This is a genomic window from Streptomyces sp. NPDC058751 (assembly GCF_042746485.1).
GTDB lineage: Bacteria > Actinomycetota > Actinomycetes > Streptomycetales > Streptomycetaceae > Streptomyces.
This window is the reverse complement of record NZ_JBHYPZ010000030.1, coordinates 57,809-82,477: the sequence shown is the minus strand read 5'-3', so window position 1 is coordinate 82,477 and position 24,669 is coordinate 57,809. Positions and strand designations below refer to the sequence as shown.

The 24,669-nt window shown below is 70.9% G+C and carries 25 protein-coding genes; 11 read left to right on the top strand and 14 right to left on the bottom strand.

The features are described from left to right. Nucleotides 1–205: 205 nt before the first annotated feature. Nucleotides 206–1,606: a Dyp-type peroxidase gene (locus ACFW6B_RS26285; RefSeq protein WP_386599403.1), complete on the bottom strand. Its 1,401-nt coding sequence runs from the start codon at nucleotides 1,604–1,606 to the stop codon at nucleotides 206–208. Nucleotides 1,607–1,978: 372 nt separating this feature from the next. Here ACFW6B_RS26285 and ACFW6B_RS26280 point away from each other — a divergent pair, with 372 nt between their 5' ends. Then, nucleotides 1,979–2,965: an NAD-dependent epimerase/dehydratase family protein gene (locus ACFW6B_RS26280; protein WP_386599400.1), complete on the top strand. Its 987-nt coding sequence runs from the start codon at nucleotides 1,979–1,981 to the stop codon at nucleotides 2,963–2,965. A 114-nt stretch (nucleotides 2,966–3,079) separates the two neighbouring features. Here the strand turns inward: ACFW6B_RS26280 and ACFW6B_RS26275 are convergent, their stop codons facing one another. After that, nucleotides 3,080–4,060, bottom strand: coding sequence for a hypothetical protein (locus tag ACFW6B_RS26275; RefSeq protein WP_386599398.1), 981 nt, complete (start codon nucleotides 4,058–4,060; stop codon nucleotides 3,080–3,082). 210 nt (nucleotides 4,061–4,270) lie between these two features. Between ACFW6B_RS26275 and ACFW6B_RS26270 the strand changes: the two genes are divergently transcribed. Continuing rightward, nucleotides 4,271–4,543 carry a hypothetical protein gene (locus ACFW6B_RS26270; protein ID WP_386599396.1) on the top strand — a complete coding sequence of 91 codons (273 nt, stop codon included), beginning with the start codon at nucleotides 4,271–4,273 and terminating at the stop codon, nucleotides 4,541–4,543. Between the two features lie 154 nt (nucleotides 4,544–4,697). Further along, the gene (locus ACFW6B_RS26265; protein ID WP_386599393.1) at nucleotides 4,698–5,933 is read left to right on the top strand and encodes a cytochrome P450; all 1,236 of its coding nucleotides are present in this window, start codon (nucleotides 4,698–4,700) and stop codon (nucleotides 5,931–5,933) included. 93 nt (nucleotides 5,934–6,026) lie between these two features. Here ACFW6B_RS26265 and ACFW6B_RS26260 read toward each other — a convergent pair whose 3' ends face one another. After that, nucleotides 6,027–6,668 (bottom strand): DUF305 domain-containing protein, encoded by a 642-nt coding sequence (locus ACFW6B_RS26260; protein WP_386599391.1) that lies wholly within the window; start codon nucleotides 6,666–6,668, stop codon nucleotides 6,027–6,029. A gap of 177 nt (nucleotides 6,669–6,845) precedes the next feature. On the opposite strand from ACFW6B_RS26260, the gene ACFW6B_RS26255 reads away from it, so the two are divergent. Continuing rightward, nucleotides 6,846–8,348, top strand: a complete 1,503-nt coding sequence (locus ACFW6B_RS26255) for an LVIVD repeat-containing protein (protein WP_386599389.1) — start codon at nucleotides 6,846–6,848, stop codon at nucleotides 8,346–8,348. 207 nt (nucleotides 8,349–8,555) lie between these two features. On the opposite strand, the gene ACFW6B_RS26250 is transcribed toward ACFW6B_RS26255, so the two are convergent. Continuing rightward, entirely contained in the window at nucleotides 8,556–9,749 is a 1,194-nt protein-coding gene (locus tag ACFW6B_RS26250) for a cytochrome P450 (RefSeq protein ID WP_386599387.1), read from the bottom strand. A 237-nt stretch (nucleotides 9,750–9,986) separates the two neighbouring features. Here ACFW6B_RS26250 and ACFW6B_RS26245 point away from each other — a divergent pair, with 237 nt between their 5' ends. Further along, on the top strand, nucleotides 9,987–10,445 hold the full coding sequence (locus ACFW6B_RS26245; RefSeq protein WP_386599385.1) for an HIT family protein: 459 nt from the start codon (nucleotides 9,987–9,989) through the stop codon (nucleotides 10,443–10,445). A 76-nt stretch (nucleotides 10,446–10,521) separates the two neighbouring features. After that, entirely contained in the window at nucleotides 10,522–11,145 is a 624-nt protein-coding gene (locus ACFW6B_RS26240; protein ID WP_386599383.1) for a hypothetical protein, read from the top strand. 49 nt (nucleotides 11,146–11,194) lie between these two features. On the opposite strand, the gene ACFW6B_RS26235 is transcribed toward ACFW6B_RS26240, so the two are convergent. Together ACFW6B_RS26235 and ACFW6B_RS26230 are read right to left on the bottom strand one after the other, a co-directional pair. Beyond that, complete coding sequence (locus tag ACFW6B_RS26235; RefSeq protein WP_386599381.1) at nucleotides 11,195–12,319, bottom strand: SMI1/KNR4 family protein; 1,125 nt, start codon at nucleotides 12,317–12,319, stop codon at nucleotides 11,195–11,197. A gap of 205 nt (nucleotides 12,320–12,524) precedes the next feature. Further along, nucleotides 12,525–12,893 (bottom strand): peptidase inhibitor family I36 protein, encoded by a 369-nt coding sequence (locus tag ACFW6B_RS26230; RefSeq protein WP_386599379.1) that lies wholly within the window; start codon nucleotides 12,891–12,893, stop codon nucleotides 12,525–12,527. A 681-nt stretch (nucleotides 12,894–13,574) separates the two neighbouring features. On the opposite strand from ACFW6B_RS26230, the gene ACFW6B_RS26225 reads away from it, so the two are divergent. Further along, the gene (locus ACFW6B_RS26225; protein ID WP_386599378.1) at nucleotides 13,575–14,114 is read left to right on the top strand and encodes a hypothetical protein; all 540 of its coding nucleotides are present in this window, start codon (nucleotides 13,575–13,577) and stop codon (nucleotides 14,112–14,114) included. A 38-nt stretch (nucleotides 14,115–14,152) separates the two neighbouring features. Here ACFW6B_RS26225 and ACFW6B_RS26220 read toward each other — a convergent pair whose 3' ends face one another. From ACFW6B_RS26220 to ACFW6B_RS26210, 3 genes are all read right to left on the bottom strand, one after another. Then, nucleotides 14,153–15,115: a TerC family protein gene (locus ACFW6B_RS26220; RefSeq protein ID WP_386599376.1), complete on the bottom strand. Its 963-nt coding sequence runs from the start codon at nucleotides 15,113–15,115 to the stop codon at nucleotides 14,153–14,155. A 504-nt stretch (nucleotides 15,116–15,619) separates the two neighbouring features. After that, nucleotides 15,620–16,096: a hypothetical protein gene (locus ACFW6B_RS26215; RefSeq protein WP_386599373.1), complete on the bottom strand. Its 477-nt coding sequence runs from the start codon at nucleotides 16,094–16,096 to the stop codon at nucleotides 15,620–15,622. A 7-nt stretch (nucleotides 16,097–16,103) separates the two neighbouring features. Beyond that, complete coding sequence (locus ACFW6B_RS26210; RefSeq protein ID WP_386599371.1) at nucleotides 16,104–17,147, bottom strand: NADP-dependent oxidoreductase; 1,044 nt, start codon at nucleotides 17,145–17,147, stop codon at nucleotides 16,104–16,106. Between the two features lie 100 nt (nucleotides 17,148–17,247). On the opposite strand from ACFW6B_RS26210, the gene ACFW6B_RS26205 reads away from it, so the two are divergent. After that, the gene (locus ACFW6B_RS26205) at nucleotides 17,248–18,147 is read left to right on the top strand and encodes a LysR family transcriptional regulator (RefSeq protein ID WP_386599369.1); all 900 of its coding nucleotides are present in this window, start codon (nucleotides 17,248–17,250) and stop codon (nucleotides 18,145–18,147) included. 8 nt (nucleotides 18,148–18,155) lie between these two features. Here ACFW6B_RS26205 and ACFW6B_RS26200 read toward each other — a convergent pair whose 3' ends face one another. Continuing rightward, nucleotides 18,156–18,506 carry an STAS domain-containing protein gene (locus tag ACFW6B_RS26200; protein WP_386599367.1) on the bottom strand — a complete coding sequence of 117 codons (351 nt, stop codon included), beginning with the start codon at nucleotides 18,504–18,506 and terminating at the stop codon, nucleotides 18,156–18,158. Nucleotides 18,507–18,661: 155 nt separating this feature from the next. Continuing rightward, nucleotides 18,662–19,081 (bottom strand): STAS domain-containing protein, encoded by a 420-nt coding sequence (locus tag ACFW6B_RS26195; protein ID WP_386599364.1) that lies wholly within the window; start codon nucleotides 19,079–19,081, stop codon nucleotides 18,662–18,664. Nucleotides 19,082–19,312: 231 nt separating this feature from the next. Here ACFW6B_RS26195 and ACFW6B_RS26190 point away from each other — a divergent pair, with 231 nt between their 5' ends. Together ACFW6B_RS26190 and ACFW6B_RS26185 are read left to right on the top strand one after the other, a co-directional pair. Continuing rightward, the gene (locus ACFW6B_RS26190; protein WP_386599362.1) at nucleotides 19,313–19,663 is read left to right on the top strand and encodes a helix-turn-helix transcriptional regulator; all 351 of its coding nucleotides are present in this window, start codon (nucleotides 19,313–19,315) and stop codon (nucleotides 19,661–19,663) included. Between the two features lie 470 nt (nucleotides 19,664–20,133). After that, on the top strand, nucleotides 20,134–20,658 hold the full coding sequence (locus tag ACFW6B_RS26185; protein ID WP_386599360.1) for a hypothetical protein: 525 nt from the start codon (nucleotides 20,134–20,136) through the stop codon (nucleotides 20,656–20,658). A 121-nt stretch (nucleotides 20,659–20,779) separates the two neighbouring features. Here the strand turns inward: ACFW6B_RS26185 and ACFW6B_RS26180 are convergent, their stop codons facing one another. After that, on the bottom strand, nucleotides 20,780–21,175 hold the full coding sequence (locus ACFW6B_RS26180) for an ATP-binding protein (RefSeq protein WP_386599358.1): 396 nt from the start codon (nucleotides 21,173–21,175) through the stop codon (nucleotides 20,780–20,782). A 262-nt stretch (nucleotides 21,176–21,437) separates the two neighbouring features. After that, nucleotides 21,438–22,298 carry a LysR substrate-binding domain-containing protein gene (locus ACFW6B_RS26175; RefSeq protein ID WP_386599356.1) on the bottom strand — a complete coding sequence of 287 codons (861 nt, stop codon included), beginning with the start codon at nucleotides 22,296–22,298 and terminating at the stop codon, nucleotides 21,438–21,440. 155 nt (nucleotides 22,299–22,453) lie between these two features. Here ACFW6B_RS26175 and ACFW6B_RS26170 point away from each other — a divergent pair, with 155 nt between their 5' ends. Further along, nucleotides 22,454–22,813 carry a DoxX family protein gene (locus ACFW6B_RS26170; RefSeq protein ID WP_386599354.1) on the top strand — a complete coding sequence of 120 codons (360 nt, stop codon included), beginning with the start codon at nucleotides 22,454–22,456 and terminating at the stop codon, nucleotides 22,811–22,813. Nucleotides 22,814–22,864: 51 nt separating this feature from the next. Here ACFW6B_RS26170 and ACFW6B_RS26165 read toward each other — a convergent pair whose 3' ends face one another. Next, on the bottom strand, nucleotides 22,865–24,586 hold the full coding sequence (locus ACFW6B_RS26165; protein WP_386599352.1) for a SpoIIE family protein phosphatase: 1,722 nt from the start codon (nucleotides 24,584–24,586) through the stop codon (nucleotides 22,865–22,867). Nucleotides 24,587–24,669 lie beyond the last annotated feature (83 nt).

Below are 24,669 nucleotides of genomic sequence, written 5' to 3'. Positions count from 1 at the left end.
GGGTGCGAACAGGACGACCCGCGCCGTATCGAACCGAATGCCCTGTGCCGCCGTGGGCGCGCCCGGGATCGCCTGGTCGCGCGCACGGCGTACCGTCTCCGCCCTCTTTTTCCGCAGGCCCCGCGGCCTCACGGACGGCCGGACGTTCCGGGGGGCTCCGGCCGGGATCGTGGCCGGAGCCCCACCGTGGACGGGCGGGCGCCGATCACGCCCCGCGCAGGAAGGGGAGCGACGGCATGAAGAAGTACTCGCCGCCCTTCATGGTCACCGCCTGCCGCGCGGCGGGGGCCTCCTGGCCCTCCGGTTCGCCCCAGACCCGCGGCCAGGTGGCCGGCGGCCGTTCGCCCTGTCCGATGACCTGGTCGAGACCGGGCGCCGGCTCCTCGCCGGACTTGGGGAAGGCGTCGTTGTTCGCCCAGGTCTGCTGCGTGAACTCGAACTGGTTTCCCAGGTCGGAGTTGAACGCCATGAACAGCAGGCCGACATCGCCCTCGGGCAGATCGCCGTCCACCCGTTCCCCGTACGTCTGTCCGCGCCGGGCCATCAGGTGGCGTCGCTCGCCGTCCGGGGACCCGAAGCCCCCGGACCCGCGCGGGTTGGTCTTGCGGATGTGCGCCTGGAACGGACACTTGTCGGCGGCCCCGTCGCTCGCGTAGGTGAAGTCGTTCATCACCGGGCTGTGCGCTCCGGGCCGGCTCTGCAGCGTGAGCGGGGTGCCGTCCTTGAAGCGGCCGACGATCATCGCGCCGGCCCGCTCGCGGTCGCTGTTGACGAGCTTCAGGGCGTCGGCGAGTTCTTCCTCGGCCTCCCTGAACGCCCGCACGTTCTGCTCCAGCTTGCGCAGCACGAAGTAGCTGCCGAAGTCCGTCCCGGGGTTGGGCGCGGCCGGGTCGGTGACCAGGACGCGCTCCAGCGGCTGGAACGGATCCCATACCGAGGTGCCGTCCTGCTGCCGCCGTTCCTGGTCCAGGTCCTCGGTGAGGAACAGCGGCTGGCTGCGGCCGTCGACGTAGCCGAAGTGCTCGATGCCGCGGCCCGCCGCGTCGTGCAGCGCGCGGCCCCGCTCCCTGCCGACCACCTGGACGGAGCCGGGCAGCAGGGCCTCGACCTCCTGGAGCCTGGCGTCGGCGTCGGCGGACTTCTCGTCACCGACCAGAACGACGGCGTGGATCTCCTTCTGGAACCCGTCCTCCCACTGCGCGGTCTCCGGGTCTCCCAGCTTGTCCCGGGTGCCGGGGTCGCGCATCCCCCGCAGGAAGGCGTCGTCGGAAGGGGTCCGGTCCGACGGCAGGCCCAGCCGCTCGTAGCCGAGCCTGGTCAGCCCCACGCCGACGTACGGCGTGCCCGGGGTGCCGTTGAGCCTGTGCTCTTCCAGCTCCTTGAGCTGCGTCTTGGCCGACTTCACCAGCGGGGCCAGTCGGGTCAGGAAATCCCGGGCCTCCGTGGCGCCCTGCTCGCCCGCGCCGAACTGGAGCAGCAGGATGTGCAGATGGTCGCGGACGTGGCCCTTCAGGATGTTCGCCTGGAGGTTCTGCAGCATGGTGTCGTCGTCGCCGGTGGCGTTCACCCATGACAGTGGTTCGCGATTGTCGAGCTTGACGGGCATGTCGGCGCCTTTCGTGGAGTCCGGGATCCGGTGTCTCGCTGGCCTGGTCCGTGGGCCGGCCGGTGCCGGAGGAGTCGGGTGGCGGTCCTGGTGTCGTCGGCGGTGTGCCTGACGTGACGGCCGGTCGGAAGATGGGGGAAGGCCGATGGATGTCTCAGGACCTGACGCCCATGTTGGATTATCTTGATGTCATATGCGACTCCGGTTCGTCACAGTGGGTGACTGGCGGGCGTCGGCCGGGGGCTCCTCCGGGAGCCGGTCCGTCCACGGGAACGGTGGTCCCGCGCGGACGGCGGAGGCGTTTCCGTGGGCCGGATCTGCTGTCGGCAGAACGGTCTGGGCGTTAGGCCTCCGGGGTGTTTGGGTGGCGGGATGGAGATCTTGGTTCTGGGCGGTACGGCCTGGGTGGGCCGGGAGTTGTCCCGGCTGGCGATCGAACGCGGCCATCGGGTGACGTGCCTGGCTCGCGGTGAGAGCGGGGGAGTCGCGGACGGGGCGAGACTGGTGGCGACCGACCGGCGCGACCCCTCGGCGTACGAACGCCTGCTCGACCGCGACTGGGACGCGGTCGTCGAGGTGTCCTGGCAGCCCGCCTTCGTCCGTGAAGCGGTCGCGGCACTGGGCGACAGGGCCGGGCACTGGGCCTACGTCTCCTCCGTCAGTGCCTACGCCCACCATTCCTCACCGGACGCGGACGAGTCCGCGGCCCTCCTCGCTCCGACGGACCGGAACGAGGCCGACCGCGCGTCGTACGGCGAGGCCAAGGTCGCCTGTGAGCAGGCGTCGGCGGCCGTCGTGGGCGACCGGCTCCTCGTCGCCCGCGCCGGTCTCATCGGCGGCCCGGGCGATCACAGCGGACGCTCCGGCTACTGGGTGACCCGTGCCGCACGCGACCGGCAGGGGCCGATGCTGGTTCCCGACACACCGGACACGCCGACCCAGGTGGTCGACGTGCGGGACCTCACCGCCTGGCTGCTCGACGCCGCGGAGGCGGGGACCACCGGAACCTACGACGCCGTCGGCCCGGTCGTTCCGTTCCACGAGTGGATCGAGCTGTCCCGTACCGTCGGCGGGCACACCGCCGCGGTGGTCACCGCCGACTCGGCGTGGCTGTCGGCGAACGGCGTGGCCGAGTTCATGGGCCCCGAGTCCCTGCCGATGTGGCTGGTCGAGCCGGGCTGGGAAGGCTTCTCGGCCCGGAACGGATCCGCGGCGAGCGCCGCGGGGCTGCGCCACCGGTCCCGGTCGGACCTGCTGGCCGACACGCTGCGCTGGGAGCGCGAGCAGGGCCTCGACCGGGTGAGGCGCTCCGGCCTCAGCGCCCGGCGCGAGCGTGAGCTGCTCGACGCCCTCGCCTGACGGTCCCGGCTGCCCCTGCCGCCGCTGTCCGCCGGCGATCGAGGCCGGCGGACAGCGCGGATCCGTCGGGTGCGACGAGGTGCCGCACAGCGAGCAGCACCTCTTTCTCGGGCGTCAACCCGGCACCGGCGGGGCCTCGGGGACCGGGACGACGAAAACCTTGCGGTGGCGCGAGTCGGTGACGTAGGCGTGTCTCCCGTCCGGGGCGATCGCCATGCCCCGGGGCTGGGCGTCGAACCACGAGACGGGACAGCACGTGAGTTCCTGTGTGGTGGTGTCGACCACCATCACGTTCGGCTCGTCCCCGTGGCCCCCTCCCTGTGCCACATAGACCAGACCCCCGTCCGGGGTGATGGCCACGTCGCCGATGTTGCGCATCGTGGGGACGACGGCCGTCACGCTGTGGGCGGTCAGCTCCGTCACCCACAGGTCGTCGTTGTGGTCCCTGCCGACGTAAGCGCGTTCGCCGTCCGGGGTGATCGCCATCCTGAATCCCCCCTCGAAGGGAAACGGGAGGACCTCGGCCTTCCGGGTGGCGAGGTCGATCAGCATTCCGGAATCACCGGAATGACTCACGTAGGCCCGTTTCCCGTCCGGGCCGAGTTCTATTCCGAAGGGTTCGAACGACAACCCGATCCGGTCGATGACCGACCGGGACGCCGTGTCGACCACGCACATACCGCCTGCCTCGCCACCTCCCTGTGCCAGCACGAAGGCCCGGCTCCCGTCGGGGGCGATCGCCACTCCGGTGGCGAGCGTGAGGCCCTCGGGGAGGGGGATCGTCCCGGCCACCCGGTCCGTGGCGAGGTCGAGTACCGTCACCTCGCGCGCGCCGGTCACATAGAGGTGACGGTCGTCCGGGGTCACGGCCAGGTCGCCGCCGAGAATTCCGAGGAAGAGGGCATCGAGGTCGATGTCGGCGACGACCGCTTCGGTCGTCGTGTCGATCACCGACACCCGGCCCTCGCCGCCCCCTTCGCTTCCGGTGTTCGACGTCGCCACGTAGGCCCTGCGCCCATCGGGACCGAGAACGATCCGCCACGGCTCCCGTTCCAGCGATACCGCTGTGAACTCCCGGGTCTCTTCCTGAGGCATGGTCTGCTTGTCTCCGATGCGCCCGACACCGCTGTGGTCGCCGGCGGACTCCGGCAGGCCGGGGCGGGACGCCGACTCTCCTTTCATGAGACATCGCGGGCGGACGGCACGCATTTTTTGCCGTCGGCCGGCGAACCCACGAAGCCGCCGGGCACCGGACCGGGCATCGCGCTTTCCGCCTTCGCCGCCGTTGCCCCTACGATCCGGCGCATGATCAAGCTGACATGGGCCCTGGTGGCCGACCGCATGGACGAGTGGACCGGGGAAGACATCGCAGAGGGCGTGGCCGTGCTCGAAGCGGAGGTGGGTGCGGTCGTCGACGCGAGCGGGATGCGGGAGCAGGCCGTACGGCACTGGCGTACGGATTTCCTCGCGCCCGTCGTCGAGTCGCTGCGTACGGAGGGGGCGGCCGCACTCGCGCGGGGCGAGTCCTGGAGCAAGGCGGCCGGGCCGTTCCTGGCGTGCGCGTCACCGGTCGCCTGACTCACACCCGTCCGAACCCCGGTCTCCCCAGGGGCTTTTGCCCGTGCGGCCCGGTGCCGCCGGGTGACAGGGCGGGCCGTCGAAGTCGGACACCGGAATTCCGTCTGCGCGTGGGTCCCGCTCGGCGTGGATCATTCGCGCGTAGGGTCAGGGCATGACCGATACAACCTCCGCTCAGCAGGGGCCAGTCGACATCGCGGCACTCGCCGACGACCCCTACGCCGTCTATGCGCGGTTCCGCCGGGAGGGGCCCGTGCACCGGATCACCGGGACGGACGGGCTGCCTGCCTGGCTGGTGACCGGCTACGACGACGTACGTGCGGCTCTCGCCGACCCGCGGCTCTCCCTGGACAAGCGCAACGCGACGCCCGGCGGCTACCGGGGCATGGCCTTACCGCCGGCACTGGACGCCAACCTGCTCAACATGGACCCCCCGGACCACACCCGCATCAGGCGGCTGGTGTCCCGGGCCTTCACCCCGCGCCGGATCGAGCAGCTGCGCGAGCCGATCCAGCGCACCGCCGACCTGCTTCTCGACCGCATCGCCGAGGACGGGCGAGCGGACCTGATCGTCTCGTACGCCGCGCCGCTGCCGATCACCGTGATCTGCGACCTGCTCGGTGTGGCTCCGGCCGACCGGCTCGACTTCCGGTCGTGGACCGACGTCCTCGTGGCTCCCGATCCGGCGCGGCCGTCCCTCGCCAAGGAAGCCGTCGGCACCATGCTGTCGTTCCTCACCGGTCTCATAGCCGGCAAGCGAACCGCCCCGGCCGATGATCTCCTCTCCGCGCTGATCGCCGTACGTGACGAGGAAGACCGGTTGAACGAGGACGAGTTGACGTCCTTGGCCTTCCTCATCCTGTTCGCCGGGTACGAGAACACCGTTCATCTCATCGGGAACGCGATCCTGACTCTGCTTCGCCACCCGGAGCAGCTGGCCGAGTTGAGGGCCGATCCGACACGAGTGAGCGCCGTGGTGGGGGAGTTGGCCCGTTACGACGGCCCGATGCCCCTGGCCATCCGCCGGTTCCCGACCGAGGACGTCTCCATCGGCGGGGTGACCGTCCCGGCGGGCGAGACCGTTCTGCTGTCCCTCGCCGCCGCCCACCGGGACCCGCGCCGCTTCACCGACCCGGACCGCTTCGACATCCACCGGGACGCCACCGGTCACCTCGCCCTGGGCCACGGCATCCACTACTGCCTCGGCGCCCCTCTGGCCCGCCTGGAAACCGAGATCGCGCTGTCCTCGCTGCTCGGCCGCTTCCCGGACATGGCCCTGGACGTGTCTCCTGACGAACTGCGATGGCGTCCGTCGATGCGGTCCCGTGGTCTGATCGCCCTTCCGGTCCGCACGGGGAGCGCCACCGGGGAGGCGGCCGCCGACCGGTGAAAGCGCCCCGGAAAGCACCCTGAGGAACGCCGCGCGCCGGTCGACGCGGGCGTTCTCCGCGGAGACGGGCCTGTCGCGGCCGTCCCCAGGGCCCTAACGCATCCCGCGCATACGGGCGATCTCACTGGTCTGCTGGGCCACCACGTCGTCGGCCATCTCCTCGATCAGCAGGTTGTTGCCCTGTGCCTTGACGTCGGTGGCCATGGTGACGGCCCCCTCGTGGTGAGTGATCATGAGGGTGAGGAAGAGGGAGTCGAAGTCCGCGCCGCGGGCCGCGCGCAACTCCTTCAACCGGGCCTCGGTCGCCATCCCGGGCATCCCGGTGTGGTGGTGGCCCCCGATCTCCCCGGTCTCCTTCTTGCCGTGCGTTTTCAGCCAGCCTCGCATGGCCTCGATCTCGGGGCCCTGGGCCGCGGAGATGCGCAGGGCGAGGCGTTTGAGGCTCCCCGACCGGGCGCGGTCCGGGACGAGCCCGGTCATCTCCAGGGCCTGGGTGTGGTGCTGGATCATCATCCGGGCGTACGACACGTCGGCCGCGTTGGGGGTGTCGTCCTCGGCGCGCTGCGCGGCCGCCTCGGCGGCGGAGAGCGTGCGGTTCTCCTCGCCCGGCGCACCGGGGACGATCACCGAAGGTCCGCTGTCGGCGGACCTGTCGTCGGTGTCCGCGTCACAGCCGGCGAGAGCGAGCACGAGCAGCGCGGCCGCGGTAGCGAGGGGCGCCCGGCTTCTGAACACAACGGCCTCCTGGTGAGGGGGAGTTGATGAACCTGACCGACACTCATGGATCTTCGCACTGATCGCTGGCGAGATTCATGACGAATACGTTTCGCGCCCTTGATCTGTGCATGGTGAAGACGATACTTCGGAGGACCGTGAACCGTTCCTCTGTGAACGGCGACAAGGGAGGATGCAGTGATCCTGTTGAACCACCCCCGAACGCGGCACAGACGACTGGGTGTCGTCGCGTCCTGCGCCGGACTCCTCGCGGCGCTCCTGACGGCCGTCCCGGCGGCCGCCACCCCCGACCCCGGGGACGGCACGGCCGCGGAACACCAGGTGTCGCAGGAGGCGCGGACCCGGGCGGCCGAGGCGATCGCCGACGGCGAGATACCCGGAGTGGACGAGATCGTCCACTCCGACAACATCGAGCACGTCACCAACATCCCCAAGGACGCCCTGCCGGGCACCAACTCGGACCTGGCCTTCCAGGGCCGGTACGCCTTCGCCGGCAACTACGACGGCTTCCGCATCTTCGACATCTCCGGCCCCGGGGCGCCGAGGACCGTCGCGCAGGTGCTCTGCCCGGGCTCGCAGAACGACATCTCCGTCTCCGGCGATCTGCTCTTCCTCTCCACCGACTCCTCGCGCAGCGACAGCAGTTGCAACAGCACCACGCAGCCCGCGACCGAGAAGTCCTCCTGGGAGGGCATGAAGGTCTTCGACATCAGCGACAAGACGAACCCGAAGTACGTCGCCGCCGTCGAGACCGCCTGCGGCTCGCACACCCACACCCTGGTGCCCGAGCGCAGGAACGTCTACGTCTACGTCCAGTCGTACTCGCCCAACGCCGCCTACCCCGACTGCCAGCCCCCGCACGACGGCATCTCCGTCATCAAGGTGCCGCGCAAGGCGCCCGAGACCGCGGCTGTCGTGAACTTCCCCGTCCTGTTCCCCGGTGAGGGGCCGGACGGCGGCGGCAACCCCGGCTCGCCCACCAACCCGGGCGTGTCCAAGACCACCGGCTGCCACGACATCACCGTGCTGCCGGAGAAGGACCTGGCGGCCGGTGCCTGCATGGGTGACGGCATCCTCTTCTCCATCGAGGACCCGGAGAACCCGAGGGTCATCGACCGGGTGCAGGACAACGTGAACTTCGCGTTCTGGCACTCGGCGACCTTCAACCAGAAGGCGAACAAGGTCGTCTTCACCGACGAGCTGGGCGGCGGCGGCGCGGCCACCTGCAACGCCGAGATCGGCCCGAACCGCGGCGCGGACGGCATCTACGACATCGTCGGCAAGGGCGACAAGCGCAAGCTGGTCTTCCGCAGCTACTACAAGATCCCCCGCCACCAGGCGGCCACCGAGAACTGCGTCGCCCACAACGGCTCGCTGATCCCGGTCAAGGGCAAGGACCTCATGGTCCAGGCCTGGTACCAGGGCGGCGTCTCGGTCTGGGACTTCACCGACTCCTCGAACCCGAAGGAGATCGCCTACTTCGAGCGCGGTCCGCTGTCCACCACCGGACTGGTCACGGGCGGTGTCTGGTCGGCGTACTACTACAACGGCCGCATCTACGCGAACGACATCGCCAAGGGCTTCGACGTGCTGAAGATCAGCGACCGGCGCACGGACCCCGCCAAGCGGGTACGGCTGGACGAGCTGAACGTCCAGACCCAGCCGGACTACTTCGACTGACTTCGGCCGGCCGTCCCGTGGCGAAGAAGCGGGACGATCCACCCCGTCCCGTCGGGCGCCTCGGCGTCCGGCGGGACCCCGGCCCCCGGCCGAGCCGGCCCGTATCGCCTCCGACGGCTCCGGAGACCGTTCCGCAACGGCCGGTGACCCGGTGGCGGTCCGCTACGGTCTGCCACCTGCCGGTGCGGCGACCCGATCGGCACGGCTTCACGCGCGGTCGACGGCCACGCGCAGTCCGCGGATCACATAGCCCCCGATCTCGTCCTGGAACGTGACGCGGGGCGGTGTGAGCATGCGGATGCCGTCGAGGGCGAAGAGGTGGCCGAGGAAGACGTTGGTCTCCATCATCGCGATGTCGGCGCCGGGGCAGCGGTGCGCTCCGTCGCCGAAGGACAGGGCGGCCGCGTAGCGTCCGGTCGTCGCCGGCCGGCCGGGGCAGACCGTCGTGGGAGCCGCGCCCACGGTCTCCGGATCGGTGTTGGCCTCGTCCACGAAGATGTCGACGAGCGCGCCGGCGGGCACGGTGACCGGGCCGTCGGCGCCCGGTACGTCGAGGGTGTCGGTGGTCCGCCGCTTCAGCCGGGCGACCGCGGGTTCCAGGCGCAGGATCTCGTGGACCACCGCGAGACGTTCGGTCTCGGTTCCGGCCGTGTAGCGCTCGCGCAGCGACTCGTCGGTGAACAGGTGCCATGCGGCGACGCACATGAACTCGCGGGTGGTGACCATGCCGGCGGCGGCGTAGGTGAGGCACTCCCCGAGGATCTCCGGGTCCGAACAGCCCTCCGCGATGAGGTGGGAGATCAGGTTGTCGGCGGGCCGCTCGCGGTGGGCGCGGACGGCGGGGCGGACGTCGGCGAGGTAGATCCGCAGCCAGTTGGTGTTCTGGCGGAACAGCCAGTAGATCCCGTGCGGGCTGGTCAGCCCGGGCTTGCCGAACTTCTCGGGGAAGAAGCGCTCCAGCCGGCGCTGGATGCCGGGCCTGCTGCGGGTCAGGCCGATCACCCCGCACGCCACGTCGATCGCGACGCCGAAGGTCAGGTCCTCCAGCCGTGCCTCGCCGTCGGTCCGCAGGGTGTCCAGATGCTTCTGCGCGACGCGTTCGGTGAGTTCCCGGTAGTGCTCGTCCACACGGCGGGGCGTGAAGTAGCGGGCGGTCTGACGACGGTGTTCGCGGTGTTCGGGCCCGTCGCGGTACAGCACGGGCCGCCGGATCCGGGCGGGCATCTTCTCGACGGTCTCGACGCCGAGCCCCGCCTGTACGGTCTCGGTGCTGCGCAGGACGGCGCGCGCCGCCGAGTAGCCGCGCACCTGCCACGTGCCGTCGTCCCCGCGGCCGACCGGGCAGCCTGATCCGGTGTGATCCCGGCGGATCTTCCGTACGTCGTCATCGGTCCGGTCCATCGAACGCCGCCCCCGTCGTCGTGTCGGCACCCCTCCCGGGAGGAGTCCGCTGTCAGGCATGTGCGACCAGACTTCACCACTGCCGCCCCCGCCGCCAGTGCCCCGGCCGCCCGAAGACGCACCGAGCCGTGGATGTCGCACCCCAGAGCCCGGGCGCCGGTCCGACCGCCGGGTGGTCCGTGGGCTGCCCGTGCCGAGAGGGTTCGCCTCACTGGCGAACCGGCGGGGGAGCTGCCCGTGGAGAGTTGCCACCCGTGTGCGAAAGAGGCGGAGTTCCACTCCTTGCCACCTCATGAGCGCATCGCGGCGGACGACCGCTGGCGGGTCGTCCACGCCTTCGACTCGGCGCTGCCGGGTTGGCTGGTGCTCCTGCCGCGACGGCATGTCACAGCGCTGCATGACCTTACGGACGCTGAAGCCGCGGGGCTCGGGACGTGGCAGGTCCGCCTGTCCCGTGCCCTGCAAGCGGTGACGGGCTGTGCCAAGACCTACGTGGTGCAGTTCGCCGAAGCCGAAGGCTTCGCGCACGTCCACTTCCACATCGTGCCGCGCATGGCCGACCTCCCCATGGAACTGCGGGGCCCCAACGTCTTTCACTTTCTCCGTCGACCGGATGAGGAGCACATGGCTCCGGAACGGATGGAGGCCCTGTCGCTCGCCCTCCGCGATCACCTGCTCCGGCCGTCCGGCCACTGACACAACACTCATGCCTGTCGCGGACGCGGTGGACGCCGGCTCGGTCGCCGTGCCGACGGCGGTCTAGGGTTGGCGCGTGGACGGCAATCCCTGGTTCGTGGTCGAGGACCCTGAAGAGGACGGCGAGGAGCCCTGGGGCTTCGACGCGGACGAGCTGGCCTTCATCGAGGCACTGCGGACCCGGGCCGCTTCATGGCGCGTGCCGCCGGCGCACAGCAGCGTCGGCCGCCCCGAGGACGACTCGTCGTTGCTGGTCCACGTCTCCCTGACCGACAACGAGCGGCGCCTGGTGCTCGGCGAATGGGCGGTGCATTTCCACGGCACACACGTGCGTGCCGGAAAGGTCCGCGACCAGCTCTTCAACCTCGACGAGACGCCCGAGCGCGGGCTCCACCGCGCGAGCGGGCCGGTGGAACAGCTCGCCGAGCGGTGCGCCGCCTGGTTCGAGGCCGTCCTGAGCAGACCGGTCATCCGCATGGAGTGGCTCAGCCCGGGCAGCGCGTACGCGACGGGCTGGGCCTTCGCGGACACGGCGCAGACCCTGGGAGGCAGTGTCGACCATGCCCTCGTCTCCACGGCACGTCCGGAACGGCGCACCTCTCACGTCCGCCACCACCGCTGCACCCTGGTCCGCGGCGCCTCACAGCCGCGGGAAGAACTTCACGCGCAGCTCTGCCCGTACGAACGGAAGGCTCGCTGACCTTCCCCGCGGACCAGCAGGTCTCGAACTCGGCCGGTGCGGCGCCGAATCATTCGTCGTCAGCGGCTGGTTCCGTGTCGTAGGGCTCGAACTCCAGGTAGTCGAGGGGGTCCTCGTCGCGGCGTCCGAGCGGGGGCAGGCCCTCGGTCGCGAACCGGCCGCGCAGCCACTCCAGCAGGGTCTCGGTGAGGCCGGTGCCGAGCGGCGGGCCTTGGTCGGCATGACGCGGTACGACGATCAACGGCCAGTCGTCCGGCGTGGCACCCTCGGTCAGCCAGCACAGCTGGTCGCCGTCGATGGAGTCGGCGAAGGGCAGGAATCCCCCGGGCTCGGGGTAGACGGCCAGAGGGTGGTACTCAGGGAACTCGGCTCGCTGCCCCTGGTAGGTCTCCGCGTACCACTCGGCCCACGGCGCGAGCGCGTACCGGCCCTCGCCGAAGGGGAGGCTGAAGCGTAGCCAGCCGCACCAGGAGCCGGTCCCGTACCGCTCCATCAGGCGCACGTACTCGCCGGGCAGACGTGTACCCAGCCGTTCGTACAGCCACTCCCAGTCGTGCTCGCCGAGCGCGGGCGTCTCCGGCGGCGGGACGAGCGCGGTCAGGGTCTCCAGCCCGCTGCCGGTGGTGAGTGCCGCCCGCTGCCGGGCGGTTGGCTCCGGTCGCCGAGGCGGAGGTGTCCACGGGACGTGCTCCAGGTCGGTCTGCATGCCGCTTCGGGCGGCCACCGGACGCATGCCGTCGGCCACGAGCCGGGCCAGCGTCGGCACGAGCGGGGTCGTGAAGCGCCGCCAGGGGTCGCGGCCCGCGTTCTCGTCGTCCTGACAGTGCATGACGACCGGCCACCGGTCGGGGTCGTCGGACGCCGTGGTGTCCCAGTAGAGGGTGTCGGCGGTACGGGTGGCGCCGAAGGGAAGGACACCGGGAGCATCACGCCGAGCCTGCTGGACCCAGGCCCCGTAGTCGAACCAACCGCGGTTGACGCACGGCGTGTGAAGCCAGAGCCGGGCGCCGATGTCGAGGGGGCCGTACGCGGCGGCGACGGCCTTGTAGTCGGCGGGCAGGCTCGTCCCCAACCAGGACTCGACCGCCGCCCAGTCGACGGGTACGGCGAAGTCGGCCGGCGGATCGCCGAAGATCTTGGCGAAAGCGCTGACGTGCGGGTCTGAAGCATTCACGGATCTGCGGACCTTTACCGGGAGCGGACGGGTGTTGACCGGGAGGGGACGAGCCGGGTGACGTCGTGCCGGTTTCCGCCGGTCAGCGGGACCGCGAGAGGTGTGCCGTGCCGGCCGACGGTGTCCCGCGCAGGACACCGTCCGGCCAGATCCCGCCGTCCTCCCTCGAAGCGTGGGGGATGGCGGGTTCGGTCAACCAGCCGGCTCAGCCTCCGCAGCCATTGACCGAGAAGGAGGACACCGCGTTGTCGTAGAGGAACAGAAGTTCCTGCTTCGCGCCCGGCGGGATGCTGAAGTAGTAGCCGTCGTAGTCGGCATGGGTCCAGATGCAGACTTGACCATCGCTGCGGTTCCACACCGAGCTGGCCCGATCGTTCCACGTCCAGCCGATGTTGGGGACGTTCACCGGATAGAGCTGCACCATGTCCCCGGTGTTGTTGTGGCCGTCATAGAGGCAGACCATGCCTTCCATACAGGCGTCTTGGGGGGCAGCCGACGCGGTTCCCGGAGCCGTCAGTACGGCGGCGGAGGCGATGGCTGTCGCTAACACCGCGGTTTTGACCGTCAGTTTCATGAGTGTCCTTTCCCGTTGTTGCTTCTCGAGGGCATCCGGTCGTAAGACGGTCTCCCCGCGCATGGGGTTCACGGAGATGACGTTGGTCACAATCTCCGGAAGGGGTGGAGATCGGTACGTGTCTCGTAGCGGGTCCGTAGCCGTTTGAACCGGTGGAGCCAGGCGCTGATGCCGAGGGTGCCGTACGCGGTCCCGCGGATCATCGGGCACAAGGTCATCCGGGACGGACGCGCGGCCGGCCCGCATCGGCGCGGGGCACGCGGACCTTCTCCGGCACCGGTTCGAACTGTGGTGAGCCGCCACACCGTCCAGTCCGTGATCAAGAACCTCGGCGAACATGCCGCCTGGCGGCTCCTCCTGCGGGTCACCCCGCTTCCCCGGCCTGCCGCAGCATCATCGGCGCATGATGCTGCGAGGGGAACCGGCCCTGGTGGACAGGGCGTTGCTGTTGAACGAGCTGCGGTTCGATCCGGACGCCGTCTGCGTGCCGGACCGTCCTCTGCTGCTCATGCCCGGGACCAGGTGCGCCGCCGAGGCCGACAGGTGGTCGTCGAGCGTGAGGTCGGGAGCGTGGAGATCAGGCCGAACCCGCCGGACCAGCGTCCGCCGTATGCGATCCCGCCCTTGACGGCGCTGTCCACAGGGCTTCCGGAACGAGGCGGGTACGGTCATGATCTAGCCATGACTCGCAACACCTCGCCCGTGTACGAGGCGCGCTACGGCTGGGACCCCAAGACCATAAGGGTCGCGGTGGTCTGCCTCTTCTTCGCGGCGGCGCTGCTGCTCCCGGACATGCCGTTGCCCGCGCGGATACTGGGCCTGCCGCTGTTCGGCGGGGGAGGGCTGTTCATGGCGTTCGTGGCGATGAGCCGCAAGGTCGCGTTCAGGGTGGACGAGACGGGCGTGCTCCTCGGCGGGAGCCCCGCCCGGTACAAGGCCACCACCACCCACGTGCCCTGGCAGGACATCACGGGCTTCGTGCTGTGGCGTCAGTCCATAGGCGCCGTGTCCTACGTCGGGGTCACCCGGCGGGAAGGAGCCCCGGCCCTGCCCGGTGACGGCCCGGCGTCCCGTGTCGTCCTGGGGATCCTGACTCCGGTGTCGCCGGACACGGTGATGTCCTCGCGGGCGATAACCGGGTGGCGTTTCGACAGGGACCAACTGGTTGCCGCCGTCGCCCACTTCGCGCCCGGCACCCCTCTGCGGGACGACAGGTCCTAGGCGAACCGGGGTGGCCCGGTGCGCGGTCCGCGGGCGCCTCAGGACGTGCCGTCGGCCCGGGCCTCCTTCTTCGTGGCCCGCAGGCTGGTGAAGGTCGTCACGGCGAGCACCAGGAAGATGAAGGCGAGTGAGAAGGGGATGCCGATCTGGGGGACGTGCGCCCCGGACTCGTGCAGGGCGTGCAGGACCAGCTTGACGCCGATGAAGCCGAGGATGACCGACAGCCCGTACGTGAGGTGGACGAGCCTCTTGAGCAGGCCGCCGATGAGGAAGTACAGCTGCCGCAGGCCCATCAGGGCGAACGCGTTGGCCGTGAAGACGATGTAGGGCTCATCGGTCAGTCCGTAGATGGCCGGGATGGAATCCAGTGCGAACAGCAGATCCGTGGAGCCGATCGCCAGCATGACGACCAGCATCGGGGTCATCACGCGCTTGCCGTTCTGCCGGACCCAGAGTTTGGTGCCGTGGTAGCGGTCGGCCACTCCGAAGTGCCGCTCGGCGGCCTTGAGCAGCTTGCTCTCCTCGTACTCCTCGACGTCGTGCCCCGTGCGGGCGTCCTGGAGCAGCTTCCACGAGGTCCAGATCAGGAACGCCCCGAAGACGTAGAAGACCCAGGAGAACCTGGAGATCATCGCGGCGCCCAGCGCGATGAAGATCGCGCGCAGGACCAGTGCCACCAGCACGCCGACCATCAGGACCCGCTGCTGGTACTGGGAGGGCACGGCGAACTTCGCCATGATCAGGACGAACACGAAGAGGTTGTCGATGCTGAGGGACTTCTCCGTGACGTACCCGGCGAAGAACTCCCCCGCGGGGCCGGTTCCGGAAAAGACCAGCAGCCCGATGCCGAACACCGTGGCCAGGGCGATCCAGATCGCGCTCCAGGTGCCGGCTTCCTTGAAGGAGACGTCGTGCGGTTTGCGTCCGACGAAGAAGTCCACGCCGATGAGCACGCACAGGGCCGCGATGGTCAGCGCCCACACGTCGAAGGTGACGTCCATGGTTCCTCCGGGCCGGTGTCACGGAAGTCGGAGCCCCGCAGAACGGGACCAATGCGCGCAATTTACCTTTGCGTCCGACCTCGACGGGGCACCTGACCCGCTGATCCCGGCTGCTTTGTGAGAAGCCGTGTCCGCCCATGGCCGATCTTGGGGAGTGGGCGGCCCGAGCGGGCTCGCCGGCAGTGGTCCGCGATGGCGTCGACCCGGGTTTTCGCAGGTCTGGAGCCGGCGCGCCGCACTGATACTATTGATCCAGAGCTGAACGGCGGAAGTCGCGCCGGATGGCGATGCGTTGGTGGTCCAAGGAAAGACGCCCCGCTTCCTGCGGGGAAATGCAGGTGCAAGGCCTGCCCGGCGCTCTGTTGAGACCCTGTCCCGCGTTGTGCGGGACGGGGTCTTTTTTCGATGGCCGATGCCCGATGACCGCCGGGGACACCGGGTCCGGCGCGGCCGTGGGTGAGCTCTCCCAGCACATGGCCAGAGGATTTCGAGGGTTCTCGGGGATCACCCCATGACCGCTCGGGCGGCGTCGAGGAACGCCAGCCGGTTGTCCTCCAGGTAGTCCCGCACGCTCTCGCCGTCGGGCAGGCCTTCCCACACCGTCCGGTTGAGGTCGAGGAAGTACGCGCGTGCCGCGTCGTGCACGGGCAGGGGGAACTGGACGCGGACGAGCCGTTCGGCGACCCACAGCCTGTTCATGATGTCCTGGGTCCTGAGGTGCCAGGGATGGGTGTCGTCGAAATCGGAAGGCCGGCTGAACGCGGAGCGTTCGGCCTCGGCCGCCACCTCGACGAACCGTTCCAGCAGGGCCAGCCGTTCCGCGCGCCGGGCCTCCGACAGGGCGTTGCGCTGTCGTTGCTGTTCAGCGCGTTCCGCCGACAGCTGAGTCCTGTGCTGGACGAGGTAGGACAGCATGCCGCCGAGAACGACACCGCCCAACGATACGAGTGACACCCAGAGCTGCCCCGACATGGGAGCCATGATTCCATCAGACGGCCCCGGAGCGGGGTCGGTTCACGGGCGGGGCCTGCGTGCGGTCCCGAACGATGATCTTGCCGGTGTTCTCGCCGCGCAGCATTCCCAGGAACGCGTCCACGATGTGCTCGAAACCGTCGACCACCGTCTCGTCCAGGGCGAGCCGGCCGCTCTGCAGATGCGGCACCGCGAACTCGTACAACTCCTCTTGCAGATCGAGGTGGTTGCGGACCAGGAAACCCTCCATGCGCAGGCTCTTCTCCACGATGTCCGCGTGGTCGAAGCGCGGCGACGGCACGCCGGGGGTGTTGTACTGGCTGATCGTGCCGACGCGGACGACGCGCCCGAACTCGCGCAGCGCACCCACCGCCGCGGCCAGCTGTTCGCCGCCGACGTTGTCCACGAACACGTCGATGCCGTCCGGCGCGGCCTCGCCGAGCAGGTCGGCGGCCGGGCCGTCGTGGTAGTCGAAGGCGGCGTCGTAGCCCACTTCCCGTACGAGGTGGGCGGCCTTCGCCGCAGAGCCCGCGCTGCCCACGAGCCGTCCGGCGCCGAGCAGCCGGGCGAACCGCCCGGTCGCCGTGCCGACCCCGCCCGCCGCGGCCGACACGAACAGGTCCTCGCCCTCCTGGAGCCGGGCGATCCGGGTGAGGCCGACGTAGGCGGTCAGGCCGGTGCCGCCGAGGAGGCTCAAGTACGCGGTCGGCGGCACCCCGTCGAAGCGGGGCAGTCGGCGGATCTCCTCCGGCGTGACCGTCGCGTGCGTGCGCCAGCCCTTGCGGTGGAACACGATCTCGCCCTCGGCCAGCCGGGGCGTGCGGGAGGCGGTGACCCGCCCGACGGCGCGGCCCTCCAGCGGGGCGCCGAGCGCGAAGCCACCGGGCACGTCGTCCATCATCTCGCGGTGGTACGGGTCCACGGACCAGTAGAGGTTCTCCACGAGCGCGCTGCCGGCCGCGGGCTCGGGGACCGGGGACTCGGCGAAGGTGAAGTGCCCGGCGGTGGGGAAACCGTGGGGGCGGACGGTCTGGTGCACGGTGAGCGCGGTCTCGGTCATGCCCGGACCGTAAGGCGGGAATGCGCCGCCCGGTCAGCCGGTTGGGCTCATGCGACACACCGTTCCATGAGCAGTTCTCATACCGTGAGGTGAGCGCCCCGTGGCCCGCAGGACCGACTCCGACCTCGTCCCGCAGGAGCTGCGCGTCCTGGTGGCGGTCGCGGACGCCGGAGCGTTCTCGGCCGCGGCCGAGGCACTCGGCCTGACCCAGTCCGCCGTCTCCCACTCGGTGCGCGGCAGCGAGCGCAAGATCGGGGCCGTACTCTTCGACCGCGGCCGCACCGGTGCCCGTCCCACACCCGCCGGGGACAAGGCCGTGGCGCACGCCCGCCGCGTCCTGCGCCTGCTGGACGTCCTGACCGCCGAGGCGCGCGGCGCGGCCCGGTCCGACGCGGTACGGGGGCCGTTGCGGATAGCGGCCTTCCGCAGCGCGGCCCTCCACCTGCTGCCACCCGTCCTCGAGCGGCTGCGCGCCCGGCATCCCGGTATCGAGCCCCGGGTGCGGATCGTACGAGAGGTGGGACGCGGCACGGCGGGTGAAGTGGCCGACGGGAAGGCCGACATGGCCATCGCCACGCTGGGCGGCTCCGCGCCGCTGCCACCGGGCCTGGTCGCGAGCGAACTCCTCGAAGAGCCGTACGCCCTGGTGCACCCGGCGGGCCACACCGCTCCGCGCTCGCTGCCGCTGGTCGACTGGGCCGAGAACTGCGGCTCGTACACCCGTGACTGGTGGGCGGGGCAGGACTGGATCCCCAGGGCGACCGTCGAGGCCGAGGACGACGGAGCGGTGCTCTCCCTGGTGAGCGCGGGGCACGGAATGGCGATCATGCCAGCCCTCTCCCTGACCGGGGCGGGGGACTCGGTCGGGATCACCGATCTCGGCGTCGACCGCCCGACACGCCGGGTCGGCTGTGTCACCACCCCCGAACTGGCCGGAACCGCCGGTGTGCGCGCCTTGGTGAGGGAACTGCGGGCGACGGCTTCCCGGGCCCGCCGGTAGCCGCCGGGTCAGGCCGTGAGGGCTTCGCGGAGGCCGGGGTAGGAGGGGATGACGGCCTCGACGCCGGTGATCCGCAGAATGCGCCGTACGGAGGCGGGAACGGCGGCCAGTCGCAGCCAGCCCTCGGCTCGGACGAGGTCGCGGTGCGCGGCGAGAAGGGCGTTGAGACCGCTGGAGTCCATGAAGGACACCTGCCCCATGTCGACGACCACGCGGGGTCCGCCGGGAGCCAGGGCCTGGACGAGGGGGGCGACGCCGGCGCGGTCGATCGCGCCGGAGACGGTCACCACGACGATGCCGTCGCGGGCGGCCGTGGTGACCTCCAGCGGGTGGTGCCCGTGCGCTTCTTCGTTCTCCACGGCGACTTCCCCAACCTCCTCGGCGACGGACACGATGTGGCGTTCTGTGCTGATCGGCGCCCGGCGTCGTGAGGACCGACGGCTGCCCGGCGTTCTGCCGGCCGGGACGATGCGGCTTTCCGGCCGGACCGGTCCTGCTGCTTGGCCGATTCCTCTCAAGCGGACCCGGACACGCACGGTGTCAGGGATCGGGCGTGCGGTGCGCCGACGCCGGGTGGTGTTCCCGGCGGCGAGGGCACGGTGACGGGCCCACGGCGACGCGGTTTCGCGCACCGCGGCCGCGGAGCCGAGAACAGCTCCTGGGCCCCCACGAGGTCGAGCAGTCTGTCGATCGCGGGGCTGGAGTCCTGGATGGTGACGGTCTTGCCCTGGATCACGGCCTGGTGCCGGAGTTCCATCAGTACGTTCAGGCCGGCGCAGTCGCAGAAGCCGAGCCCGCTCAGGTCCAGCTCGAGACCGCCGGACGAAGCGGCGAGGGCTTCACGCAGCCGGTCCCGGACCCGGCCGCCCGAGACGAGGTCGAGTTCACCGTGGACCGCCACCAGGACCGGGTCGCCGGCCGGGGCGAATGACATGGATGCCCGGCCGGGGGGAAGCGACTCCACAGCGTCGCCTCCGCCGGGGCGGCGGAGATCCGGCGCTGGGAGGGGTCGGCCCCGGTACGAAGGTTGCTGCACGGCTCACTCCCACATGCGTTCGCGTGGTCCACTCCAACGTTCCCCCAGAAAGACAACATACGTCAACCGATACGTGAACGCTGGTACGTGTTTTTGGATGCGCGTATGTCTGCTCAGTAGACTCGGGGTATGGATGGGGTACCCGAACCACACAACGGATGGACGTTCCTGACGAACCACGCTCGTGTCCTCGCGGCCATCGCGGACAACCAGAGCGCACGCGTTCGCGATATCGCCGCCCGCTGCCGGCTGACCGAACGGGCGGTGCAGAAGATCATCGCGGATCTGGAGCAGGCCGGTTACCTCTCGCACATCCGCCAGGGGCGCGGCAACACCTACCAGATCGACCCGGCCAAGATCCTGCGTCATCCGACCGAAGCGGGTCAGGGCCTGACGGTGGCCTCGCTCCTCTCGCTCCTCATTCATGACGAAGCCCATCGCGCAACGCTGTCCAGCGACCCGACACACGCATCGGGGTGACCTCCGCGCCGCCCGGATCGGCCCCTGAGGGGCCGACCGCCCCGGCGAGCCGCCGATGGCGGCCGCCCTTCTGCGGCGCCGCCGCCATTGCCTGATCCGGCCGACCCGTCCCGCACCACCGAACTGCCGCACCGCACCGGCTCCGCATCCCGGGAAGGCATCCCAGGATCGTCCGTTCCTGCTGGTCAACAAGGGTGGGACGATCCCACCGTTGCGAGTGGGGCGGTAACCGTTGTCGCCCGTCCCCGGCGTCCTGGAAGCTCTGGACACCGCACCGGCCGGGGCTGGGAGTGCCCCGGCCGGTGCGACGGCGACGCCCGCCCCGGGCCCGCGCACCGGAACGCCTCGGCCTGTCCTCGGACCGGACGCGGACGGGGCGGTGCCGCGTCGCCGGGCGCGTTCGGCCCGAGAGCCGACAGCGCCCCGGAGCAGCCGTACACGGACCAGAACCAGACGTAGGGAAGACATCCATGAGCAGGAACACTCGCGCACACCGTCGTTCGGGCCGTATCGCGGCCCTCGCAGCCGGCCTCGTCCTGGCCGTCGGGGTCGGTGTGTCGACGCAAGGGGCGGCACAGGCCGCCGTCTCGGTCCCGGCGAAGGTCTCCGCCGCCGCGCCGAAGTCGGTCAGCGGCACGACCGGCCAGGCGGTGACCCGGGTCGCCGACTTCTACGGCGCGTACATCGACGCCAAGGGCGACTACGAGGACCCGGACGGTGCGCTGGCCACGGCGCTGCGCAGGCACTACCTGAACGCCGACTTCGCCGAGCGGCTGGCGGCCTGGGAGGAGCAGAACGGGGTCGACGGCATCCTGCGCGCCCAGAACGTCCCGGCCAAGTGGACGGTGGCCGACAACGGTGCCGTGGGCATGGGTCACGAGGTCGTCGTCACCCTGACCTACGGCAGCGGGGAGACCACGCAGAAGACCAAGCTCTTCGTGCTGCTGGAGCGGTACGACCGCATCATCGACATCACCACCACGACCAACGGCTGACGGCCGGGCCACTCCACCCGGCCGGTCCCGGCCCCGGAGCGTCACGGGGGCCGGGACCGGCCGGGGAAGCGGACGAGCGCGGCGGCCGTACGCGCAGCGGCCCCGGTCCGGTCCGGAGCCGCTACGCCCCGTCGAGGGCTACGGTGGCGATGACGCGTTTGCCGGCCGCTGTCGCCTCGGTCGTGACGTTCCGGGCGAGCGCGGTGACGATCTCCAGGCCGTGCTGTCCGATCCGCCTGGGGTCCGGGGCCCTCACGGCGGGCGGCACGGGGTTGCTGTCCCACAGTTCGATCCGCAGCGCGTTGCCGGTGATCCGCAGGCGCAGGAGGGCCGGACCGGGGGCGTACTTGCGGGCGTTGGTGACCAGCTCGCTCACGATCAGCTGGACGATCTCCACCGCCGGGTCCGCCACCGGGACGCCGTGGGTGTCGCGCATCGTGGTGAGGAAGGACGCCGCGAGCCGCCGGGCCTGCGAGATGCGGGAGCCGTCGACGTCCAGCGCGAGCGAAGCCTCCATCGGCGACGGCATCCCCACGTGCCCGCCCCCGGTGTCCTCAGGTGAATGACCCATCTCAGCCCGCTCCCACGTTCTCGCCAGGTACCCCGCCCGGTACCGTCCACGCACTGTCCGGGACGTTACCCGGGGCACGGCCACAGGGACGCGTCGTCCGTGGGGCGCGGTTCTTGGCGGGCTTTCACCGCGAAGGCGATGACCTGGCACGACAAGGACCGCTGAAGGGTGTGGCGGACGTTCACCGTTCGGCCGGGCGGCGCCCCGGTCACGGCCCTCGGTGGCGGTACGCGGTTGTCGCGATCTCGACGAACGACCGGAGCAACGGGTTGGTGTCGCCCTCGTTCCACGCCGCCACCACCCGGCTCGGTGCCATGCCGGTCAGCGGTACCACGGCGAACTCCGCGGGCAGGTCGTGTCCGAGCGGGGCCAGGCCGATCGTGCCGTTCCACAGGACGGCCTGCAGGCATTCCTGGACGGAGCGCACCACCGGCCCCTCGCGTGGCCTGCCGCCGTTCCAGTACGACTGCCACAGGGGGTCGGTGCCCTGGGGGAACTGGAACCAGCGGCGGTCGTCCAGCTCGGCCGGCGTCAGCCGGTCGCGGCCGGCCAGCGGATCGTCGGCGCGCAGGACCACGCCGACCGGATCGCTCCGCAGCGTACGTACCGTCAGGGCGGTCTCGTCGAACGGCGCCCGGGTCAGGGCGACGTCGACCAGCCCGGCGCGCAGCCCGCAGGTCGGGTCGGTCAGGTCGGTGTCACGGACGCGGATGTCGATGCCTGGGTGGGTCCGGCGGTAGGCGGCGGCGAGCCTGGCCACTCCCGGGTCGGTGCCGTCGCCCAGGATGCCGACGGTGACGGCCGTGAGGCCGGCCGCCGTGCTCACACGTACCCGGACGCGGTCGGCATGGCCGAGCAGGGCGCGTGCCTCGTCGAGCAGCACCGCGCCCACCGCGGTGAGCGTGACCCCGGCGGGCGAGCGGGTGAACAGCGGGGCCCCGACGTCGGCCTCCAGCTGCTTGATCGCCCGGCTCAGCGGCGGCTGGCTCATGTGCAGTCGGGTGGCGGCCCGGCCGAAGTGGAGTTCCTCGGCGACCGCCACGAAGTAGCGCAAGGTCCGTAGCTCCACCCTGCAACGATACCCATCGGGTATCGGTGCCGTGAGATGGGTCTTGGACAGCCACGGGGTGTCGGCGGTGAACTCGTGACCATGACCGAAGAGGCGAAGGGCGGCGAACCGCAGGCCGCCTCGCCCGAAGCCGACGGACGGAACGAACGGGAACCATGAACACCGCCTACTGGATCGTCGCGGGACCGCTCGCCCTCTTCTACCTCTACGCAGGCGCGCTGAAGGCGACCCGCGGCCGCGATCGGCTCCGGCCGATGATGGCCTGGGTCGACCGCGTGCCCCTGCCCGCCCTCAGGGCGCTGGGAACGCTCGAAATACTCGGCGCGGCCGGCCTGGTCCTGCCCCCGCTGACCGGCATCGCCCCCTGGCCGGCGCCGGCCGCGGCCATCGGCTTCGTCCTCCTGCAGACCGGTGCGATCGCCGTCCACCTGACCGGCGAGGACCGCCGGATCACCCTCAACGCCGGGCTCCTCGCCGCCGCGGCCGTGACCGTCTGGCTGGCTGCCGTGTCATGACCGAGCGCGGCCCTCGACCGCCGGACGCGGCCGCACGGCCGCCGGGGGCGGTCACCCGCGTACCACCGGGGTCCGCAGGGCGAGGAGGGCGACGTCGTCGTCGTTGTCGGCGGGCCGGACCCGGCGCAGCAGCTGGTCGGTGAAGGAGGCCAGGGGGCGGTGGGCGAGGGCGGCGGCGTGCCGGCGCAGCCGCTCCAGGCCCTCGTCGAGGCTGTGGCCGAGTTCTTCGATGAGGCCGTCGGTGTAGAGCACGAGGGTGGATCCGGGCGGCAGCGGGGCGGTCGCGTCGGGGCGGGGGCCCGCTCCGACGCCCAGGAGGATGCCGTGGCCGTCGGTGAGGTAGTCGGCCAGGCCGTCGTGACTGATCAGCAGGGGCGGCGGGTGGCCCGCGTTGCTCCAGGACAGTTTCCACCAGCCGTCGTCCGCCTCCTCGAGGCGGGCGAGGATCACGGTGGCCATGGTGACGTCGGTGATGTGCCGGATCGCCTCGTCGAGCCGTTCGACGATCCGGCTGGGGGGCTCCGTCTGGGACCAGGCGTAGGCACGCAGCATGTTGCGGACCTGCGCCATGCCCGCCGCGGCCTCCAGGTCGTGTCCGACGACGTCACCGACGGCGAGGGCGGTGGCGCCGTCGGACAGCGGGAAGGCGTCGTACCAGTCGCCGCCGACCTGCGAGGCGTCGGGTGCGGGCAGGTAGCGGACGGTCATCTCCAGTCCCGGCACCCGCGGCATCTGGGGCAGCAGGTGGTTCTGCATGGTCTCGGCGACCTTGCGCTGGCGCTGGTAGAGACGGGCGTTGTCCAGGGCGAGGCCCGCACGGCGGGTGATGTCCTCGATCAGGGGCAGATCGGCGGGGGCGAAGTCTCCCGGATGCCCGGCGCGGCCCAGGGTGAGGGCGCCGAGGACCTCGCGGGCGCTGCGGATGGGCGCGATGGCCGCCGAGCGGATGCCGGTGGCGTCGAACAGGTTGCGCTGTTCCACCGCGATACCGGAATCCGGCTCCCGCCGGTAGGTCTCGGGTCCGGCCAGAGTGGAGGCCACTCCGCGCAGCGCCCGGGACAGCGGCATCGGGGACTCCTCCGGGATCGGCGGCATCGGGCCCTGGAGTTCCTCGTGGTACACCAGGGTGTCGCCCTCGGCGTGGACGACGGCCTTGCGCCACACCTCGTCGCGCTCGGTGATCAGGTCGATGACGGCCCAGTCCGCCAGGCGCGGCACCACCAGGGCCACCAGCCGGCGCAGCGCCTCCTCGACGTCCAGGGTGGAGGTCAGCCGCGTGGTGGTCTCCGCCAGGAGCGCTAGCCGTTCCAGCTCCGGCAGCGGCCCGGTCACCGCCTCCGGCCGCGGACCCGTGTCCGGCCCTCGGTCGGAGACGGTGAAGACCACCAGCGTGCCGCCGGCCCCGCCGCCGATGTCGTAGGGGGCGATCATCCAGGAGATCGGCAGTACGGAACCGTCCCCGCGGACGAAGTGGTCCTTCTCCGCCTGGGCGATGCGGCCGGCGTGGAAAGCCTGCCGCATGCGGCACCGGGTCCTCGGCAGGGGCTGGCCGTGGACGTCCCCGTGCAGCAGGTCGTGCGCGTCATGGCCGAGCAGATCACCGGCGGACCGCGCCAGCAGGTCCTCGGCGCTGGCGTTGACCGCGATGATGCGCCCCTGCTCGTCGACGACGTACGCTCCGGCCCTGATGGCTTCCAGCGCCTCGGCCAGCGCGGCGGCACATGCGTCCGGGGCGACTCTCCGGTCGGGCTCCGTCTGCTCCGGCACTGTCATCTCTCGTCCCCTTGCCCATAGGCCGCTTCCCGCCGGCTGGCAGCAAGTCCGCTGCGCGGCGTTCGCCTCCCGAGTGCCCCAGC

Excerpts from the sequence above, each read along its gene's own strand:
- ACFW6B_RS26285 (WP_386599403.1), bottom strand. The coding sequence starts at position 1,606 with ATGCCCGTCAAGCTCGACAATCGCGAACCACTGTCATGGGTGAACGCC.
- ACFW6B_RS26280 (WP_386599400.1), top strand. The coding sequence starts at position 1,979 with ATGGAGATCTTGGTTCTGGGCGGTACGGCCTGGGTGGGCCGGGAGTTG.
- ACFW6B_RS26275 (WP_386599398.1), bottom strand. The coding sequence starts at position 4,060 with ATGCCTCAGGAAGAGACCCGGGAGTTCACAGCGGTATCGCTGGAACGG.
- ACFW6B_RS26270 (WP_386599396.1), top strand. The coding sequence starts at position 4,271 with ATGATCAAGCTGACATGGGCCCTGGTGGCCGACCGCATGGACGAGTGG.
- ACFW6B_RS26265 (WP_386599393.1), top strand. The coding sequence starts at position 4,698 with ATGACCGATACAACCTCCGCTCAGCAGGGGCCAGTCGACATCGCGGCA.
- ACFW6B_RS26250 (WP_386599387.1), bottom strand. The coding sequence starts at position 9,749 with ATGGACCGGACCGATGACGACGTACGGAAGATCCGCCGGGATCACACC.
- ACFW6B_RS26230 (WP_386599379.1), bottom strand. The coding sequence starts at position 12,893 with ATGAAACTGACGGTCAAAACCGCGGTGTTAGCGACAGCCATCGCCTCC.
- ACFW6B_RS26225 (WP_386599378.1), top strand. The coding sequence starts at position 13,575 with ATGACTCGCAACACCTCGCCCGTGTACGAGGCGCGCTACGGCTGGGAC.
- ACFW6B_RS26220 (WP_386599376.1), bottom strand. The coding sequence starts at position 15,115 with ATGGACGTCACCTTCGACGTGTGGGCGCTGACCATCGCGGCCCTGTGC.
- ACFW6B_RS26215 (WP_386599373.1), bottom strand. The coding sequence starts at position 16,096 with ATGGCTCCCATGTCGGGGCAGCTCTGGGTGTCACTCGTATCGTTGGGC.
- ACFW6B_RS26210 (WP_386599371.1), bottom strand. The coding sequence starts at position 17,147 with ATGACCGAGACCGCGCTCACCGTGCACCAGACCGTCCGCCCCCACGGT.
- ACFW6B_RS26195 (WP_386599364.1), bottom strand. The coding sequence starts at position 19,081 with ATGTCATTCGCCCCGGCCGGCGACCCGGTCCTGGTGGCGGTCCACGGT.
- ACFW6B_RS26190 (WP_386599362.1), top strand. The coding sequence starts at position 19,313 with ATGGATGGGGTACCCGAACCACACAACGGATGGACGTTCCTGACGAAC.
- ACFW6B_RS26185 (WP_386599360.1), top strand. The coding sequence starts at position 20,134 with ATGAGCAGGAACACTCGCGCACACCGTCGTTCGGGCCGTATCGCGGCC.
- ACFW6B_RS26180 (WP_386599358.1), bottom strand. The coding sequence starts at position 21,175 with ATGGAGGCTTCGCTCGCGCTGGACGTCGACGGCTCCCGCATCTCGCAG.
- ACFW6B_RS26170 (WP_386599354.1), top strand. The coding sequence starts at position 22,454 with ATGAACACCGCCTACTGGATCGTCGCGGGACCGCTCGCCCTCTTCTAC.
- ACFW6B_RS26165 (WP_386599352.1), bottom strand. The coding sequence starts at position 24,586 with ATGACAGTGCCGGAGCAGACGGAGCCCGACCGGAGAGTCGCCCCGGAC.